The sequence below is a fragment of the Pseudomonas thivervalensis genome, from assembly GCF_001269655.1.
GTDB classification, from domain to species: Bacteria; Pseudomonadota; Gammaproteobacteria; order Pseudomonadales; family Pseudomonadaceae; genus Aquipseudomonas; species Aquipseudomonas thivervalensis.
The window spans coordinates 75,556-91,835 of the sequence record NZ_LHVE01000017.1 but is presented as its reverse complement, the minus strand read 5'-3'; the positions used below and the strand labels follow the sequence as shown (position 1 = coordinate 91,835).

General features: G+C 60.5%; 12 protein-coding genes and 1 tRNA gene. 2 read left to right on the top strand and 11 right to left on the bottom strand.

Features of this window, described 5'->3' with window-relative positions; all coding sequences use genetic code 11:
- Positions 1-97: 97 nt before the first annotated feature.
- The 3 genes from AD659_RS23475 to AD659_RS23465 form a co-directional block, all read right to left on the bottom strand.
- Positions 98-1,894, bottom strand: a complete 1,797-nt coding sequence (locus AD659_RS23475; protein WP_053125505.1) for a DAHL domain-containing protein — start codon at positions 1,892-1,894, stop codon at positions 98-100.
- A 266-nt stretch (positions 1,895-2,160) separates the two neighbouring features.
- Entirely contained in the window at positions 2,161-3,015 is an 855-nt protein-coding gene (locus AD659_RS23470; RefSeq protein ID WP_053125504.1) for a prohibitin family protein, read from the bottom strand.
- Positions 3,016-3,138: 123 nt separating this feature from the next.
- Positions 3,139-3,226 (bottom strand) — tRNA-Ser (locus AD659_RS23465).
- A 124-nt stretch (positions 3,227-3,350) separates the two neighbouring features.
- Between AD659_RS23465 and AD659_RS23460 the strand changes: the two genes are divergently transcribed.
- Positions 3,351-4,022, top strand: coding sequence for a Bax inhibitor-1/YccA family protein (locus tag AD659_RS23460; protein ID WP_014338124.1), 672 nt, complete (start codon positions 3,351-3,353; stop codon positions 4,020-4,022).
- Between the two features lie 246 nt (positions 4,023-4,268).
- Here the strand turns inward: AD659_RS23460 and AD659_RS23455 are convergent, their stop codons facing one another.
- Positions 4,269-4,706 carry an Lrp/AsnC family transcriptional regulator gene (locus AD659_RS23455; RefSeq protein WP_053125503.1) on the bottom strand — a complete coding sequence of 146 codons (438 nt, stop codon included), beginning with the start codon at positions 4,704-4,706 and terminating at the stop codon, positions 4,269-4,271.
- Between the two features lie 133 nt (positions 4,707-4,839).
- On the opposite strand from AD659_RS23455, the gene AD659_RS23450 reads away from it, so the two are divergent.
- On the top strand, positions 4,840-5,733 hold the full coding sequence (locus AD659_RS23450) for a DMT family transporter (RefSeq protein ID WP_053125502.1): 894 nt from the start codon (positions 4,840-4,842) through the stop codon (positions 5,731-5,733).
- 18 nt (positions 5,734-5,751) lie between these two features.
- Here AD659_RS23450 and AD659_RS23445 read toward each other — a convergent pair whose 3' ends face one another.
- The 7 genes from AD659_RS23445 to AD659_RS23415 form a co-directional block, all read right to left on the bottom strand.
- Positions 5,752-7,377: an NADP-dependent glyceraldehyde-3-phosphate dehydrogenase gene (locus tag AD659_RS23445; protein ID WP_053125501.1), complete on the bottom strand. Its 1,626-nt coding sequence runs from the start codon at positions 7,375-7,377 to the stop codon at positions 5,752-5,754.
- Positions 7,378-7,647: 270 nt separating this feature from the next.
- A complete protein-coding gene (locus tag AD659_RS23440) occupies positions 7,648-8,562 on the bottom strand; it encodes an autotransporter domain-containing protein (RefSeq protein ID WP_053125500.1) in 915 nt (304 codons plus the stop codon).
- Between the two features lie 295 nt (positions 8,563-8,857).
- A complete protein-coding gene (locus tag AD659_RS23435) occupies positions 8,858-11,317 on the bottom strand; it encodes an autotransporter family protein (protein WP_053125499.1) in 2,460 nt (819 codons plus the stop codon).
- Positions 11,318-11,498: 181 nt separating this feature from the next.
- On the bottom strand, positions 11,499-12,263 hold the full coding sequence (locus AD659_RS23430; RefSeq protein WP_053125498.1) for an endonuclease/exonuclease/phosphatase family protein: 765 nt from the start codon (positions 12,261-12,263) through the stop codon (positions 11,499-11,501).
- A 272-nt stretch (positions 12,264-12,535) separates the two neighbouring features.
- The gene (locus tag AD659_RS23425) at positions 12,536-13,300 is read right to left on the bottom strand and encodes a PIG-L deacetylase family protein (RefSeq protein ID WP_053125497.1); all 765 of its coding nucleotides are present in this window, start codon (positions 13,298-13,300) and stop codon (positions 12,536-12,538) included.
- Positions 13,301-13,537: 237 nt separating this feature from the next.
- Positions 13,538-15,697, bottom strand: coding sequence for a glycogen debranching protein GlgX (gene glgX, locus AD659_RS23420; RefSeq protein ID WP_053125496.1), 2,160 nt, complete (start codon positions 15,695-15,697; stop codon positions 13,538-13,540).
- Positions 15,698-15,925: 228 nt separating this feature from the next.
- Positions 15,926-16,276, bottom strand: coding sequence for a DUF2934 domain-containing protein (locus AD659_RS23415; protein ID WP_053125495.1), 351 nt, complete (start codon positions 16,274-16,276; stop codon positions 15,926-15,928).
- Positions 16,277-16,280: the final 4 nt, after the last annotated feature.

Genomic DNA, 16,280 nt, shown 5'->3' with positions numbered 1-16,280 from the left:
CCCTCGCCACAGGGTAAGCGCTTTTCAAAAGTGAACAGCATGACCCTGTGGGAGCGAGCCTGCTCGCGATGGCGCAAGCCAGCCTGCAGCTTACTGATCAGGCACCGGCCAGTTCCAGCGGGATCTCCAAGGTAAACAGGGCACCTTGCCCCGGCCCATCGCTATGGACGTGCAGCCGGCCGTTCATTTCTACCGCCGCCAGGGCGCAGCTGTGCAGGCCAAACCCATGGCCGTCCTTGCGTGTCGTAAAACCGTGATTGAAGATGCGCGCCAGGTTTTCCGGGGAAATGCCTTCGCCACGGTCCTTCACGCTCAGGCATAGCGTCGTTTCGTCGAGAATGCGGATTCCCAGGGTCATTTCGCGCGGATGTCCGTCGGTGTGCGACATCGCGAACTTGGCGTTGCTGATCAGGTTGATCAGGATCAGCAACAGCCTGTGCTTGTCACCCAAAATCATGGGAACGTCCTGGTAATCCTTGATGACGGTGACGTGGTGCCGGCTGAGAGCGCCCGAGTTCATGCGCAGCGCGTCTTCGAACAGGTCGCTGACCTTGAGCGGTTCGATCAGCCTGGCGGCGCCCGCATACGTTTGTTGAGTCGTGACGATTTCCTTGATGTGATCGACGCTCTTGGTCAACTGCGCCAATTCATCGATCAGCAGCGCCTGTTCGGCAGCGATGGAGTCGGCCAACTCGTTGAAATAACGTGGCAGCAACCGGCCTTTTTCATCATGGGTAATGAAGTGGCCCAGATCCTCAGCATGTTCATTCATCATGTTTACCGCTCTCGCCAGTCCCGACGTCTTGCTGTGCCTCAACTTGCGGGTTACCACTTCGGCTGAAATATTCACGCTGTTGAGCACGTTACCGACATTGTGCAACACATTCGTCGCGATTTCGGCCATGCCCGCCATCCGGGCCGCCTCCACCAGTTCGCGTTCGGCTTCCATCAGCTCGCGGGTGCGCTCCTGTACGCGTTCTTCCAGGCGTTCGTTGGACGATTGCAGCGCCTGGTTGATCTGGTTGATCAAGGCGTAACTGCGAACCAGCCGTACCGCCAGGTAGATCATCAACAGCGCCATCAGGCTGGCGCACACGGCCAGGTATATGTGGTACTGACGGTCCGTTGCGGCTGTCCTGCGCTGTGTCTCGTTCAATAGCTCATTGATGTTGTCCAGTTCCTGGGCAACCGGAATGACGCTGATGCGGTCAAGCAGGTCGTTGACGACCGGCTGTTCCTCGACAATGGTTCTCACGTGCTGGACCAGGGAAATGAACGGCGCCTGATCAGTTGCGGATAACCGGGCGATGTAGGATTCCAGTTCAGTTAATCTGCCTTGCACTTCCTTGGCTTTGTCCGCCGTGACATAAAGCGCGAACTCCAGTGTCGTCAGGGTCAATTCAAGCACATTGGACGCTGCGGTCAGGCGCTCCAGGGGGCTTTCGATATTCATGTCTTTGAGCCGCGTTTGAATCTGGTCTTCGACCTGTGGCAGCGCATCCAGGGATGTTCGTAGTTGGGCGCTGTGTTGCTCGAATTGCTCCACCAGCAAGGCCTTGTTCTTGACGGCATCCACATAACCTTTGCGCCTGGACGCCCAAAGCGCCGCCAAGGGGCCGGCGTTATTGAGCCGCTCCAACTGCTGCCAGCGACTGTCGGCCTCGGGTGGCGGCGCCAGTGACAGGTTGTTGTTCACGCCGATCTTTTTCCTCAGGATCTTGCTATTCCAGTTCGCGTCGGATTGTTTGAGCTGGCGAATGAAATCGCGGGATTCGAAATAGGTCGACGAGTCGTACGTGTATGACTTGATCAGAAAGAATATCAGCGCAGAAAAGACAATAAGCGCGACGGCCAACAGGGCGGGCCATTTATATTTTTTTATCAGAGTGGTCACGCTGCGCTCCTGTCCAGGGTGCTTATCGAAGGCGTCGCTGAATTCCCCAAGGGAGGGAGGTGCTCAAGGCATGAGCCGAAGGGGAGGCGAGGTAATCGTCGTACGGTGGGTTGTGTCGGTTTGCTTTTGCCTGGATGCACGTTGAGCTCCCTGCTAACGATGAACGTCGGGTTCACTGCCGAGTGTAGCGCTAACGAGCGGGGCGATGCGTGCTGAGGGCGCTCCGGGATGGAGCTGGCGCGGCCAGGCAGGCCGCGCCAATGGGGTTACTTGATGTCGATGAAGGGCATGGCGCTGTTCGGTAGGACGGTGGTTGGCAGCACGCCATTCCAGCGTTCGGCCTTGGTCAGCTCCACCAGGTTCTGGTTGCTGGCCAGGGCCTGGGCCCGCGCCTTGATGGCCTCGGCTTCGGCTTTCCCGCGCAGCTCGGTAGCCAGAGCGTCTGCCTTGGCCTGGGCCACTTGCGAATCAGCCTCTGCCTGGGCCTGGGTCACGCGGATTTGCGCCTGGACCTGCTCGGTGGCGAGCTGTTGTTCGCGAGTCTTGACCTGGACTTCCGCGGCCATGCGCGCTTCGATGGCTTTTTCGTAGGCGTCACTGAAATCGATGTTCTCGACCTGTACGCTGTCGATGATCACGGGCCCGGTGATGGTGGCCTTGATGGCCGTGGAAATGTCATTGACCAGTTGGACGCGGTTCTGCACGGCAGCCACGGCGTTGAACTTGCCGAAGACGTTTTCTACCTGCGTCGGTACCTGGCGGCTGATCATCCGGTCGCGGATGCCTTCCAGATCCTTGAACTGGGTATAGACCTTCGCCACATCGGAGGGCGCGATATGCCAGGACACGGACACCTTGAGCTGGGCGGACTGCTGATCCTTGCTATAGGCCTGGAGGTCTTCGTAGGCCGTGACCTGGCTCTGAACGCTGATCAGCCGTACGGATTCGATGAATGGCGTCTTGAAGGACAGGCCTGGCTCAACCACCCCGACCAGCGCGCCGTTGCGCAGCAGCACGCCGCGCTCGGTCTCGTCGACCGTGTACCAACTGCCAAAGAATACGCACAACAGGACGACGCCCACGATTGCGGCAACGATGGAGCCAATGGTTTTGCTGGTCATTTTTCTTTCCTTGAGTGGCTGGGTAGAGTTCGCCATAGCGGTGTCCAATGCTGAAGCTGGGTAGGTATTCTGAATGCCAGACACGAAAAAGCCCTGAATAATCAGGGCTTTAACGTTGAAAAATGGCGGAGGCGATGGGATTCGAACTCATGGACCTGTTACAGTCGACGGTTTTCAAGACCGTTGCCTTAAACCACTCGGCCACACCTCCGTATTGCGTTGCGGGCGCCATAATACCCGAATGAAACACACTGTCAAACTCTCTACGTAGCTTGTTACAGAGCGTCTGTTATGATCCTTGCCACTGAATGTTTCAAAACCGGAGGAGTGTCGCCATGCGCGAACAGGATTACGCAGTGAACAACAGCGTGCAGGCTGAGCAGCTAGAGGTTAGCCGCGTCCTGCGCAACACATATGGCCTGCTGGCACTCACGCTCGCTTTCAGCGGTGTGATGGCCTACGTCGCACAACAGATGCGGGTGGGTTACCCGAACATCTTCGTCGTGCTGATCGGTTTCTATGGCCTTTTCTTCCTCACCAACAAACTCCGTGATTCGGCGTGGGGCCTGGTGTCGGCGTTCGCCCTGACCGGTTTCATGGGTTTCCTGCTCGGCCCGATCCTCAATCGCTACCTGCAAATGCAGGGCGGCGCCGAAGTGGTCAGCTCGGCCTTTGCAATGACCGCGCTGGTATTTGGTGGCCTGTCGGCCTACGTGCTGATTTCCCGCAAGGACATGAGTTTCCTCGGCGGCTTCATCACCGCGGGTTTCTTTGTCCTGCTGGGTGCGGTGCTGGCCAGCTTCTTCTTCCAGATCAGCGGCCTGCAACTGGCGATCAGCGCTGGCTTCGTGCTGTTCTCGTCGGTCTGCATCCTGTACCAGACCAGTGCGATCATCCACGGCGGCGAGCGCAACTACATCATGGCGACTGTCAGCCTGTATGTATCGATCTACAACCTGTTCGTCAGCTTGCTGCAGCTGTTCGGCCTGATGGGTCGTGACGACTGATTGCATTTTGATGAGTGAAAGGTCCGCTTTGGCGTGATGCTGTTCACATAGAAGAAACGGCGTTTTTCAGAGATGAAAAGCGCCGTTTTTTTTGGGTATCTATCTTCAGCAGGCACGAAGTCCATGTGCACCGCGAAACCTGTGGGAGCGGGCTTGCTCGCGAAGTGGCCGGCACATTCAACATCAATGCAAACTGACCCACCGCCTTCGCGAGCAAGCCCGCTCTCACATTAGGGGCAAACCCGCCTACGCCATCGGCGGCAACCGCCGCTTGACCGGTGTCTTCTTGACGATGGCCGTATTGGTCTCGGCATGGACATTGAGCTTGTCCAACACGGTATCCAACTGTTCCATCGAGCGCACGTGCAGGCGCGCGATGAAGCAGTCGTCGCCAGTGACCTTGTCACATTCGGTGAATTCAGCGATGGCCTGGATCTGCCGCTCCACTTCCTGCAACTGTCCCGGCAACGGGCGGATACGCACGATGGCCTGGAGTTGATAGCCGAAGCACTTGGGGTCCACCTCGACGGTGTAGCCCCTGAGCACGCCGCGTTCTTCGAGCCGGCGAAGGCGCTCAGCGACGCTGGGGGAGGACAGGCCGCTGAGGTTCGCCAGGGCCTTGAGCGAGCGTCGGGAATCTTCCATCAGGGCACTGATGAGGATCTGGTCAATATCGTCAGTCATTTCAACTCCATTAGGCGAATGTTTGAAGTTGCCTTGATAAAAAAGGTGAAAGTCGAGTTTAGCCTTTTTCAAACCATGGAGAAGCCCCCCGTCGGCTCGGCATACTGTGCCCACTTGCTGAAGGAGACTGAAGATGGACAAGACCTTACGCCGCGGTTCGCTGGAAATGACCGCCGCCATGCTGATTTCCGGAACCATCGGTTGGTTCGTACTGGTTTCCGGTTTGCCGGTGCTGGATGTAGTGTTCTGGCGCTGTGTGTTCGGCGCCGCGACCTTGTTGTTGATCTGCGCCGGTTTCGGATTTTTGCGCCCCGGCATCCTTACCCGTACCACCTTCCTGCTGGCGGTGCTCAGTGGTGTGGCGATCGTCGGCAACTGGGTGTTGTTGTTCGCCTCTTACTCCCGCGCGTCGATTGCCATCGGCACGGCGGTGTATAACGTCCAGCCGTTCATGTTGGTGGGGCTGGCGGCGTTGTTCCTGGGGGAAAGAATCACTGCGCAAAAGCTGTTCTGGCTGGCGGTGTCGTTTCTCGGAATGCTGGCCATTGTCAGTGCCCATGGTGAGCAGGGGCAGGGCGGAGATGACTATCTGCTGGGCATCGCATTGGCGCTGGGGGCTGCGTTGCTGTATGCCATCGCGGCGTTGATCATCAAGCGCCTGACCGGCACGCCACCTCATCTGATCGCGCTGATCCAGGTCAGTACCGGTGTACTGCTGTTGGCACCTTGGGCGAATTTCTCGGCCTTGCCACAAGATGCCCAGGCCTGGGCCAGCCTGTTGACCCTGGGCATGGTGCACACCGGCGTGATGTACGTGCTGCTGTACAGCGCCATTCAACGGTTGCCGACCGCGTTGACCGGGGCGCTGTCGTTCATCTACCCGATCGCGGCGATCTTCGTCGACTGGTTCGCCTTCGGCCATCGCCTCGAGCCGCTGCAATGGCTGGGTGTGGCGGCGATCCTGCTGGCGGCTGCCGGCATGCAACAGGGCTGGGGTATCAAGTTGCGTCGCCCAGCCCTGCCGTAGTCACCGTTCGGGCGTGGATCAGAAGATGTAGTCCGTGGTCAGGAAATTGGAGTCCCGCTCACGGATGATGTCGCTGATCAACGCTTTGTTGTTTTCCTGGAACTTGGTCGCCACCAGCGTGCGGATGGAAAAGGTGCGCAACGCATCGTGAACGGACAAGGTGCCCTCGGCCGAATTTTTCCGGCCATTGAAGGGGAACGTGTCCGGGCCACGCTGGCACTGCGCATTGATGTTGATGCGGCCGACCTGGTTGGCGAAGGTGTCCACCAGCTTGCCGACTTCCGCCGGGTTAGTGCCGAAGATACTGAGCTGTTGACCGAAGTCGGACTCCAGCACGTAATCGATGACAGTATTGAGGTCGCGGTACGGGACGATGGGCACGACCGGGCCGAATTGTTCCTCGTGGTAGACCCGCATCGCCGTGTTCACCGGGTACAGCACCGCCGGGTAGAAGAACGAGCTTCGTGATTCGCCGCCGTGGGCATTCTGCACTTCCGCGCCCTTGGCGACCGCATCGGCGACCAATGCGTGCAGGTAATCGACCTTACCCGCTTCGGGCAATGGCGTCAGCGCCACCCCGTCTTCCCACGGCATGCCGGGTTTCAGGCTGGCGAGCTTGGCGTTGAATTTCTCGATGAAAGCCGGCGCCACGTCTTCATGGACAAACAGGATTTTCAACGCCGTGCAGCGTTGGCCGTTGAAGGACAGCGAGCCGGTCAATGCCTCGCTGACCGCGTTGTCCAGGTCCACATCCGGCAACACCAGCCCGGGGTTCTTCGCATCCAGCCCCAGGGCGGCACGCAAACGGTGCGGGCGCGGGTGGAGTTTCTTCAGGTCGCTGGCGGCTTTGTTGGTGCCGATGAAGGCAAAGATGTCGATCTTGCCGCTGGCCATCAGCGCGCTGACGGTTTCCCGGCCGCTGCCGTAGATCACGTTGATCACGCCTGCCGGGAAGCTGTCGCGGAAGGCTTCGAGCAGCGGTCGTACCAGCAGGACGCCGAGCTTGGCCGGCTTGAACACCACGGTATTGCCCATGATCAACGCCGGAATCAGCGTGGTGAAGGTTTCGTTCAGCGGATAGTTGTAGGGCCCCATGCACAAGGCCACGCCCAGGGGCACGCGGCGGATCTGCCCGAGGGTGTCCTGTTCCAGCTCGAACCGGCTGGAGCGGCGGTCCAGTTCCTTGAGGGCATTGATGGTGTCGACGATGTAATCGCAGGTGCGGTCGAATTCCTTCTGGGAGTCCTTGAGGTTCTTGCCGATCTCCCACATCAGTAACTTGACCACGGCCTCGCGCTGCTCGCGCATGCGCGCCAGGAAGGTTTCCACATGGCGGATACGCTCGGCGACGCGCATCGTCGGCCACTGGCCCTGGCCGCGATCATAAGCCCGGACGGCGGCGTCCAGGGCGGTGAGGGCAGTCTCGGCATCCAGCAGCGGCGTACTGCCGAGAATGACTTGTTCGTCACCCAGCTCGCCGGTCAGGTAGACGGGGCTGCGGACGACGGCCAGCGGCCCTTGCCAGCTTTTCAGGACGCCATCGACCAGGTATTCGCGCTGCTCGATCCGGCCTTCGAGGCGGTAGGCATCCGGGATGTCGGCGGCACCGGGAAACAGGTTGACGAGGAAGGGGGCTGTGGTCATGTCGTTACTCCATCAATGAAATGAGCCATGGGCAGACGCTTGCAGGCATAAAACGCTTTTAGCGTTATACGCCTTAATAGAGGTGTTTTTTAAGTGGCGGCAGATTGCTTGCGCCGGACTACGTTGTAGACGCTGTGTAGGCGCCGTGTAGGAGCTGACGAGTGCAACGAGGCTGCGATCTTCCTCCAAACACTTGAGTCCCAAGCGAAAGATCAAAAGATCGCAGCCTCGCTTCGCTCGTCAGCTCCTACACGCCGAGCTATCGATCACTCACCAGCGCATCCGCACCCCCATGCTGGTAATGACGCCGTTGAGGTCGTTGTCGTCGACGTCACTGCTGTAGTCGGCGCTGACATACAAGCTCACCGTCGGCGTGACCCGGGCCACCAGGCCCAGGCCGACTTCGACGGTGGAGGATTTTCGGCTGCTGCTGATCTTGTCGACTTTATCCAGGGACACGGTGCCGGCGTTCTGGACGGTGTGCCACAAGTTGGTTCGTAGATAGGGTTCCACGCCGAGACCGTTGACCTGGTAGCTCCCTTTGAGGCGTGCGCCAACACGGCCGCTCCAGCTGCTCAGTTCATCACCGGTGCCGTTCTCGGCATTCGGTGTGTCGAGGGTGACGCGCTGGTTGATCAGTTGCGCTTGGGGTTCGACCACCCAGTGGGTGCTGATGCCAATGGGGAAGCCACCTTCTACCGACAGCGTCACCGCGTGGCCTTCGGTGGTCTGGCGCTGGCCTTGTTCGGTGCGGCTGTAGCCGTTGACCCGGCCGCCGCTGGCGCTGAGGTCGACGTGCCAGCCTGCCGGGCCAGTCAGGCTCCAATAGGCGCCGAGGCTCGAGCCTTTCAGGTTCAGGGCATCTGTGCCCGGGTCGGCCAGGGCGGGCATCACCAGCAGGCCGCCGCCGGTTGAAATGATCTGGTTTTGTCCGCTGATCAGCCCCATGCGCTGGGTATGGCCGCTGTCGTTTCGCAAGGTGAACAGGGCGGGGCTCTTGCCGGAAGGGGGCTCGGTTGCAAAGCGTGCGGTATCGAGATGGGTGGACGGTGTTCGGCCATACCAGGGCTGCGTGGACTCCTCGGTAGGCCAGGCCTGTACCTCCATGGATGAAAGCAGCAGCAACGAAGTCGAGACGGTCTGGAACGTGGTGGTGAATTCTTGCGGGCGGAGGGAAGTTTTCATGGGGGCCTGCCTTGCAATCGCATGCATTTCTCGCTTTTCTGGCGTCTCTCCTACCCCGAATGAGGGGCGACCGAATGGATTGGGGCAAGCCTCTGGCGGCCCGTCTCGGCGGGTTCCAGAGGCCTGCCCCTGACTGTGTTTCCGGGGGTAGTACGGTGTAGTCAAGAAGACTGATGACGGTGCGTCAAGAAAATGAACGATGAATGGCAGGATGAAATCAGCGTCAGTAAAACGCTGATTTCAATTGGTTATCGAGGTGGATATTTCGGCGTCAAACCTCCGTCGCAGCGCCTTCCTACCAACTGATCCGTAGACCGATCCTGCCCGCCACACTGCGCTGCTGATTGCTGTCGAAGTTTTGGCTGTAGTCCGCGCCGGCGTACATGGCGACCGTGGGCGCCAGGCTTACGGTGACGCCAAGGCCCAGGTCGCCAGTGGACGCGCGCTGTTGGGTCTCGACCCGCTCGGTGTCGTCGAACGTCACCGAATCGGTGCCGGAAAACGTATGCCAGAGGTTGGCGCGCAGGTACGGTTCCACGGGCATGCCGCTGACTTGGTAGCGACCCTTGAGGCGAGCGCCGAGCCGGCCGGTCCAGGCACCGTCGGAATCGAATTCGACCTTGGAAACGCCATCGTCTTGCGTATCCAGGGAAACCTTCTGGTGGATGATCTGGGCCTGGGGTTCGAACACCCAGTCGGAGGTCACCGCGAAGGGATAGCCGGCTTCCGCTGAAACGGTCAGGGCATGCCCGCGATTGTCGATTTTCAGACCGCGCTCGGAACGGTTGTCGCCGTCTAGCCGCGTGCCCATCAACACGGCGTCGACGTATCCGCCGCTGGGATCGATGAGCGTCCAGTAGAGCCCGTAGCTGTCGCCGTCGAGTTCTATCTTGCCGGCGTGCCGGCCTTCGAATCCCAGGTTGAAGCCTTTTACATCGCCGTTCAGTTCCGTATGACCGACGAAGAAGCCAATGCGCTGGGTCTGGCCGCCGGACAGGAGCGAACTGTACAGGTCGTTGCCCACCTGAAACCCTTTGATCGAGCCATCGAACTGCGGCGTCACCGTGCCAGCCCAGGTTTTATCCAGGTCTGCGCCATAGATTCGACCCCAACCCGCGCCGAACGCGCCGGTTTCCGTGAGCAGGCGCTGGTCACCCTGGCGGTCATGGAACGTGCCGAGGGCCATCAACGTCAGTTGCGCCGCCGCCGGCGGCAACACCGACCAGGTCGGCACTTCGGGACGATACAACGGGATGGGCGCGGCGCCGGGCACCGCCGTTGGCAAGGGCGGCAGTGTTGGCGCGGGTGGCGCGCCTGGCGCGGGAGGGGCCGTCGGGATAGGTGCTGCTACCGGTCCGTCGACCAAGGTGGAGCGCAGGTACCAGTTGTTTTGATTGCCGGTCGCGCCGCCTTTGAACAGGCGGTATTCAAACGCACCGGCCGAGACGGACTGGGCCAGGGAGAAGGCGCCGATGTCACTGACGGCACCGCCCTGGGCCTGGACCACTTCGATACCGTCCTGGGTCGTCCGTGCGCCCGTGCCGCCCAGGTTCGTGACCATGATGGCGGTATTGCCGGTGAGCGTCCCGCCATTGACCACCAGTTTGTCGCTGGCGGAGCCATCGGCACCAACGGCCGTTTGCACACGCAACAGGCCATTGTTGCCAACGTACTTGCCTTGGACGGTGAGCGTGTCGTTGGTGCGGGTGTTGCCCTGGGTAAGGTCTATCGTGCCGGCGTTGTTGAGCGTCGCCAGTTGACCGGCAGTAAAAGGGGCGATGACGCCTTGGGTCGCCGTCAGCGTGCTGCCGTTTTCGATGTTGAGCGTCCCGGTGGCGGTGGCGCTGTCACCCAAGGTCAGAGTGTCGTTAAGGTCCAGTTGCGAGCCTTGGGTGAGGTTCACCGTTTCCCAGTTGAGGTAGCGGGCGCCGGTGCTGGAGGTGCTGCTTTCAAAGGTCAGGACGTCTTGACCCAGTCCGCCATTCAGGCTGGGGGTGACGCTCAGCCCGGTTTCATCGAGGTTGCTCAACAGCGCTGTGTCGCTGCCGTCGCCCATCAGGATGGCCGAATGAATGAGGCCGCCGCTCCACTGGAACTGGTCATCACCGGCACTGGCCCGGACCTCGCCGAGGATTTCGCCACCGCTGACGGTGATGCTGTCGTTGCCGCCGCTGACACTGACATTGCCGCCGATGCGTCCCGCGGAGAGGATGATGGTGTCCTGGCCGAAACCGGTTACCAGGTTGCCAATAATATTGCCGCCGGACATATCGAAAACGTTGTCATCGAGCTTCATGTCGACCCGGCCAATGGCACCGCCGGTCATTGTGGCGATGTCGCCGTCTTCGAAGGCGTCGACGATGGTCCCGCCGGTCATCAGGAACTCATCGAGGCCATCGCCCTGGGCCAGGGACAGGATCCTGCCGCCATTCATCTCGAAGTAATCGGCTTCCGAGCCTTGCTCGACGTCACCGTCAATCACGCCGTTGGCATTGATCACAATGCTGTCGACGCCGGTGCCAAACGTGACATCGCCGCTGATCACACCGCTGCCGTTGGCGGGCATGGTCAAGCTGTTGTTACCCGAAAGGTCCGTCAGCCCGGGGCTGGTGCCGCTGTCGCAGACGTAGGTGTCATTGCCTGCGGTGGGGGTCAGTGTGCAGGCCGCCATGGTGGCGGGTGCGGGTAACAGGAAGGGAACCGATACCCACAAGGCGTTGAACAGCCGATTGAATCCTTTATCGTGCCGAATCATGTGCTATCCCTCTGCATCGGCGTCCCCGTGGACACCGGTTTCAGCATCGGTTGCACAACAGATGGCACACAGGGCCTGGCAACGCTCGCTGTATGGAATGGCACCCTAGCAACGAATACAGAGCGTCGCTACTGTCAGAACTTACAGGTCAATGCACAGAAAGCATGAGGGAAGGCCCGTTCTACAAGTGCACTTCCACTGAAAGTGGCAGGTGGTCGCTCAGGTGAGTCCAGGGTTTATTGCCCAGTATTTGCGGGGAATGACTGCTGGCGTTACGCAGATAAATGCGGTCCAGCCGCAACAGCGGGAAGCGGGCCGGATAGGTCCTGGCGGGGCGGCCGAGGTGATGCTCGAAGGCTTCGTGCAGGTATCCACGGCGAGCGAGGGTGAGGTTGCCGCGCAGTTGCCAGTCGTTGAAATCGCCAGCGATGATCACCGGGGCGTCCTCGGGCAGCGAATCGAGCAGTTGGCAGAGCAGTTTGAGTTGTAATTGGCGATGGCTTTCCAACAGGCTCAGGTGCACGCAGATTCCGTGGACCGCGGCGTGGCCCGGTACATCCAGTACGCAATGCAACAATCCGCGTCGCTCCGGTCCGGTGATGGACACATCGAGATTGCGGTACTGGCGAATCGGGTATTTGGAAAGCAGCGCGTTGCCATGATGGCCATCGGGGTAGACCGCATTGCGACCGTAGGCGAAGTCGGTCCACATGCTGTCGGCGAGGAATTCGTACTGGGACGTCTGGGGCCAGTTGTCGTAGCGTGACGCGTGGCGGTCATGTTCGCCGAGCACTTCTTGCAGGAACACCAGGTCGGCGCCGGTACTGCGCACCGCTTCGCGCAATTCGGGCAGGATGAAGCGCCGGTTGAGGGCGGTGAAACCCTTGTGGGTATTGACCGTCAGGACCCGCAACCGATGAACCGCCGCAGGCGCGTCCGATGGCATTGATTCGACGGCTCGCCCATCGGGAACTTGAGTCACGTTCACTCCTGAATCAGACGTACTTGTTCATGCGACTGACCCAAGGCACCGGCAGTTCCGGATTTTTCGCTCCTTGCTGATCGCCATCGCGAGCAAGCTCGCTCCCACAAGGACTGGTGGCGTACACAGGTGTTGCATTTCCTCCGCAGACCCAATGTGAGAGCGAGCCTGCTCGCGATGGCGGTGCATCTGAACCGCCGCCATCGGCAAGCAAACCCGCTTCCATCGATGCGTATTCAGATAAAGACAATCTCATACGGCAAGCCCATCCGGTCAAGAATGACCCTGGGCAGCAGTGGAGCGATGCCGCTCGCCGGTTCGCCGGTGAGTTGGCTGACATAGGCGTGCATGGCGTGGCGCTTGCGAGCGGTGGTCCAGACGTCGAGGCGCAGTTTGCGGGCCCGATGCCAAGGGATTTTATTCTGTTCGCGGACCGGCCAGTGCCAGGCCCACACCGGCAGCTCGTTGAACGCCACCCCGATCCTGTCGGCGGCCAGGGCCCCGGCGCGTCCGACGGTGTCGTGGTCGCTGTCGCCATCCTGGCGCCAGGTGCTGAAGACCACGTCCCCGGGGCGCAGGTGACGGGCAATGAAAGAGGCCAGTTGCGCTTCGTGTTCGGCCAGGTTTTTTTCCGGGAAGCCGCCGCGCACCCATTGCAGGCCATGGGCGGCGATGCCCAAGCGATGTAGGGCGTCGACACTTTCCTGGGGATGAGGGCGGTACGTACGCAGGCGCTCGTCGGTCCACAACGGTGAGCCGGGGTGGGCCAAGGCGCCATCAGTGACTGAGACCAGGAGCATGGGCTGCTCGAGGTTACTCAGCAACTGCAGCAAGCCGCCGCAGGCTCCGACTTCATCGCCCGGGTGCGGCGCGAGGATGACGGCGCGGGCGCCGGCGGGAATGAGCGTCTGGGTACTGATGATCGGAATATCGGCCAGTTGCGCAGCACTGTTCCAGATTTGCGGGTGCTGCCGGCCAGGCAAGCGAGAGGCGGGCTTCATAAGCGACATCCTTGTATGTGTTCAATCTTTCAGCCATGCACCGGGCTCACTGTCCGATGACGCCCCCATAGGCATGGCTGCGATTCACAGCGCTCCGAATCCTGGAGACTACCGCAGGGAGAAGTATTGACCATGTCGACCGATTCGTCTCGTGACATGTGTATCTGAACTGCTTTTTTTGGCTAACTGGACGGTTTGGATGGAAAAACCGCGTCCTTGCGGTTAACTGCGAATCGTTCAATCCTCTTCTTCGCGTTGCAACTCGAACAGCAGCAGTGAGCGTCCGGTGACGGAATACTCGGATTCGAAATCGAAGCGCTCCTGTCCACGAACGTTCGGCTGGTTGGTGTCGACCATGCAAGTCCAGAAACTGCCCTCGGGGACTTCCGGCAAGCGGAAGTTGACGATGTCATGATGCGCATTGACCACAAGCAGCAGCGTCGCGTCGCCGCCCTTGCGCCGAATGCCGGTTTCCTGGGCGCGGCCGTCCATCAGCATGCCGAGGCAGCGACCATGGCCGTCCTGCCACTGCTCGATGGTCATTTCGCTGCCGTCCGGGGCCAGCCAGGTCACGTCCTTGACGCCGATGTCCTCGTTGTAGTTGCCCACCAGGAAGCGTCCACGGCGCAGGATCGGGTAGGTCAGGCGCAACTTGATCAGGCGCTTGACGAACTTGAGCAGTGCCGCGCCATCCTCGCTCAGGTCCCAATTGATCCAGCCGATTTCACTGTCTTGGCAATAGGCATTGTTGTTGCCATGCTGGGTACGGGCAAATTCGTCACCGGCGACGATCATCGGCGTGCCTTGGGCCAGCAGCAGGGTGGCGAAGAAGTTGCGCATCTGTCGATGGCGCAGCGCGTTGATCTCCGGATCATCCGTCGGGCCTTCGACGCCATGGTTCCAGGACAGGTTGTTATTGCTGCCGTCCTGGTTGTTCTCGTCGTTGGCTTCGTTGTGCTTGTCGTTGTATGACACCAGGTCATGCAAGGTGAAGCCGTCGTGGGCGGTGACAAAGTTCACCGAGGCGTAGGGGCGCCGACCACGCTGGTTGAACATCTCGCCCGAGGCTGTCATTCGGCTGGCGAAGTCGGCGAGCTGGCCGTCGTCACCCTTCCAGAAGGCCCGCACCGTATCGCGGAACTTGTCGTTCCACTCGACCCAGCCCGGCGGGAAACGTCCCACCTGGTAGCCTCCCGGGCCACAGTCCCAGGGTTCGGCGATCAATTTCACCTGGCGCAGCACCGGGTCCTGCCGGCACGCGACGAGAAAGCTGTGGCGCTCGTCGAAGCCGTCATGGTAGCGGCCCAAGATGGTCGCCAGGTCGAAGCGGAAGCCATCGACGTGCATTTCCGTGGCCCAGTAGCGCAGGGAGTCGGTGACCATTTGCAGCACGCAGGGATGGCTCAGGTCCAGGGTGTTGCCGGTACCGGAGTCGTTGATGTAGTAGCGTTTGTCGTCGGGCATCAGCCGGTAGTACGAGGCGTTGTCGATGCCGCGCATGGACAGGGTAGGCCCCTGTTCGTTGCCCTCGGCGGTGTGGTTGTAGACCACGTCGAGGATGACTTCCAGGTTGGCCTCGTGCAGGTGGGCAACCATTTCCTTGAACTCGGCGATCTTGCCGCTGGCCAAGTAGCGCGGGTCGGGCGCGAAGAAGGCGATGCTGTTATAGCCCCAGTAGTTGGTCATGCCTTTGTGCAGCAAGTGCTGGTCATTGACGAAGGCATGGATGGGCAGCAGTTCGACCGAGGAAACCCCGAGCTTGCGGATATGCTCCAGCACATCGTCGACCATCAGCCCGGCGAACGTACCGCGCACGTTTTCAGGCACCGAAGGATGGCGCATGGTGAGGCCGCGCACGTGGGTTTCATACAGGATGGTCTTGTCCCACGGCACGCTGACGCGATGGTCATGGCCCCAGGTGTGCGCGGGGTCGATGACTTTGCACTTGGGGACGAACGGGGCGCTGTCACGCTCATCGAAGCTGAGGTCGCCGTCGGGGTGGCCGATGGTGTAGCCGAACAGGGATTCGGACCACTTCAATTGGCCGACCAGTTGCTTGGCATAAGGATCGATCAGCAGCTTGTTAGGGTTGAAGCGATGACCGTTCGCCGGGTCGTATGGGCCGTAGACCCGGTAGCCATAGATCAATCCCGGATGGGCATCCGGCAGGTAACCGTGGTAAATCTCGTCGGTGTACTCCGGCAACTCGATGCGTTCGAGTTCGACTTCGCCGGCATCATCGAAAATGCACAGCTCGACCTTGGTGGCGTTGGCTGAAAACAGCGCGAAATTGACCCCGAGGCCATCCCAGGTTGCACCCAGTGGAAAAGGCAGCCCTTCACGAATCCGCGAAGCCTCGACAACGGGCGGCGGCGTGGTTTTGTTTGGACGGGTCATAGTTGCTCCTGCAAAAGACAGACAGATACAGCGATGCGTTTCACTTGGGGTGGATGGCGCCACCCTTTACCTGTGGCGAGGGGATTCACCCCCGCTATGTGGGACAAAGTGGTTTCTCTGTGGGAGCAAGGCTTGCCCGCGATGAAGCGACGCGTTCCTTCAGGCATCGGGGCGCCTGTCTCGCGAGCAAGCTTTGCTCCCACCTGGCGAAGAGACCGATAGTCTGAGTCAGACCGCCGGCGGCTTGCGCGGTGCCCGAGGCTTCTTGTCGGCCGTTTTGTTCGCCGGTGGCACTATCGCAGCAGTCGCCGCGGAAGGCTTGGCCGCCGGCTTGACCTTGGGCGTGGTGTTTTTCGCAGCGGTCTTGGCCGTACTCTTGGCGGCAGCAGGCTTGGCGCCATCGGTCTTGCTGGCCGCTGATTTACTCGCGGCCTTGGGTGGCTTGCTCGGCGCCAGCGCTTCGGCTTCGGCGAGTTTGCGGGCCATTTCCCAGTGGCGTTTTTCCTGCCCGGCGGGCTTACCCTCGGACTCCCAGATCTGATAGGCGAATTCACGAATGCGTTTATCGTCGGTACTCATCGCA

Bases quoted from the DNA above. Each gene is read 5' to 3' on its own strand.
- AD659_RS23450 (WP_053125502.1), top strand. From the start codon at position 4,840: ATGGACAAGACCTTACGCCGCGGTTCGCTGGAAATGACCGCCGCCATG.
- AD659_RS23425 (WP_053125497.1), bottom strand. From the start codon at position 13,300: ATGAAGCCCGCCTCTCGCTTGCCTGGCCGGCAGCACCCGCAAATCTGG.
- AD659_RS23460 (WP_014338124.1), top strand. From the start codon at position 3,351: ATGCGCGAACAGGATTACGCAGTGAACAACAGCGTGCAGGCTGAGCAG.
- AD659_RS23455 (WP_053125503.1), bottom strand. From the start codon at position 4,706: ATGACTGACGATATTGACCAGATCCTCATCAGTGCCCTGATGGAAGAT.
- AD659_RS23445 (WP_053125501.1), bottom strand. From the start codon at position 7,377: ATGACCACAGCCCCCTTCCTCGTCAACCTGTTTCCCGGTGCCGCCGAC.
- AD659_RS23435 (WP_053125499.1), bottom strand. From the start codon at position 11,317: ATGATTCGGCACGATAAAGGATTCAATCGGCTGTTCAACGCCTTGTGG.
- AD659_RS23440 (WP_053125500.1), bottom strand. From the start codon at position 8,562: ATGAAAACTTCCCTCCGCCCGCAAGAATTCACCACCACGTTCCAGACC.
- AD659_RS23470 (WP_053125504.1), bottom strand. From the start codon at position 3,015: ATGACCAGCAAAACCATTGGCTCCATCGTTGCCGCAATCGTGGGCGTC.
- AD659_RS23430 (WP_053125498.1), bottom strand. From the start codon at position 12,263: ATGCCATCGGACGCGCCTGCGGCGGTTCATCGGTTGCGGGTCCTGACG.
- glgX (WP_053125496.1), bottom strand. From the start codon at position 15,697: ATGACCCGTCCAAACAAAACCACGCCGCCGCCCGTTGTCGAGGCTTCG.
- AD659_RS23415 (WP_053125495.1), bottom strand. From the start codon at position 16,276: ATGAGTACCGACGATAAACGCATTCGTGAATTCGCCTATCAGATCTGG.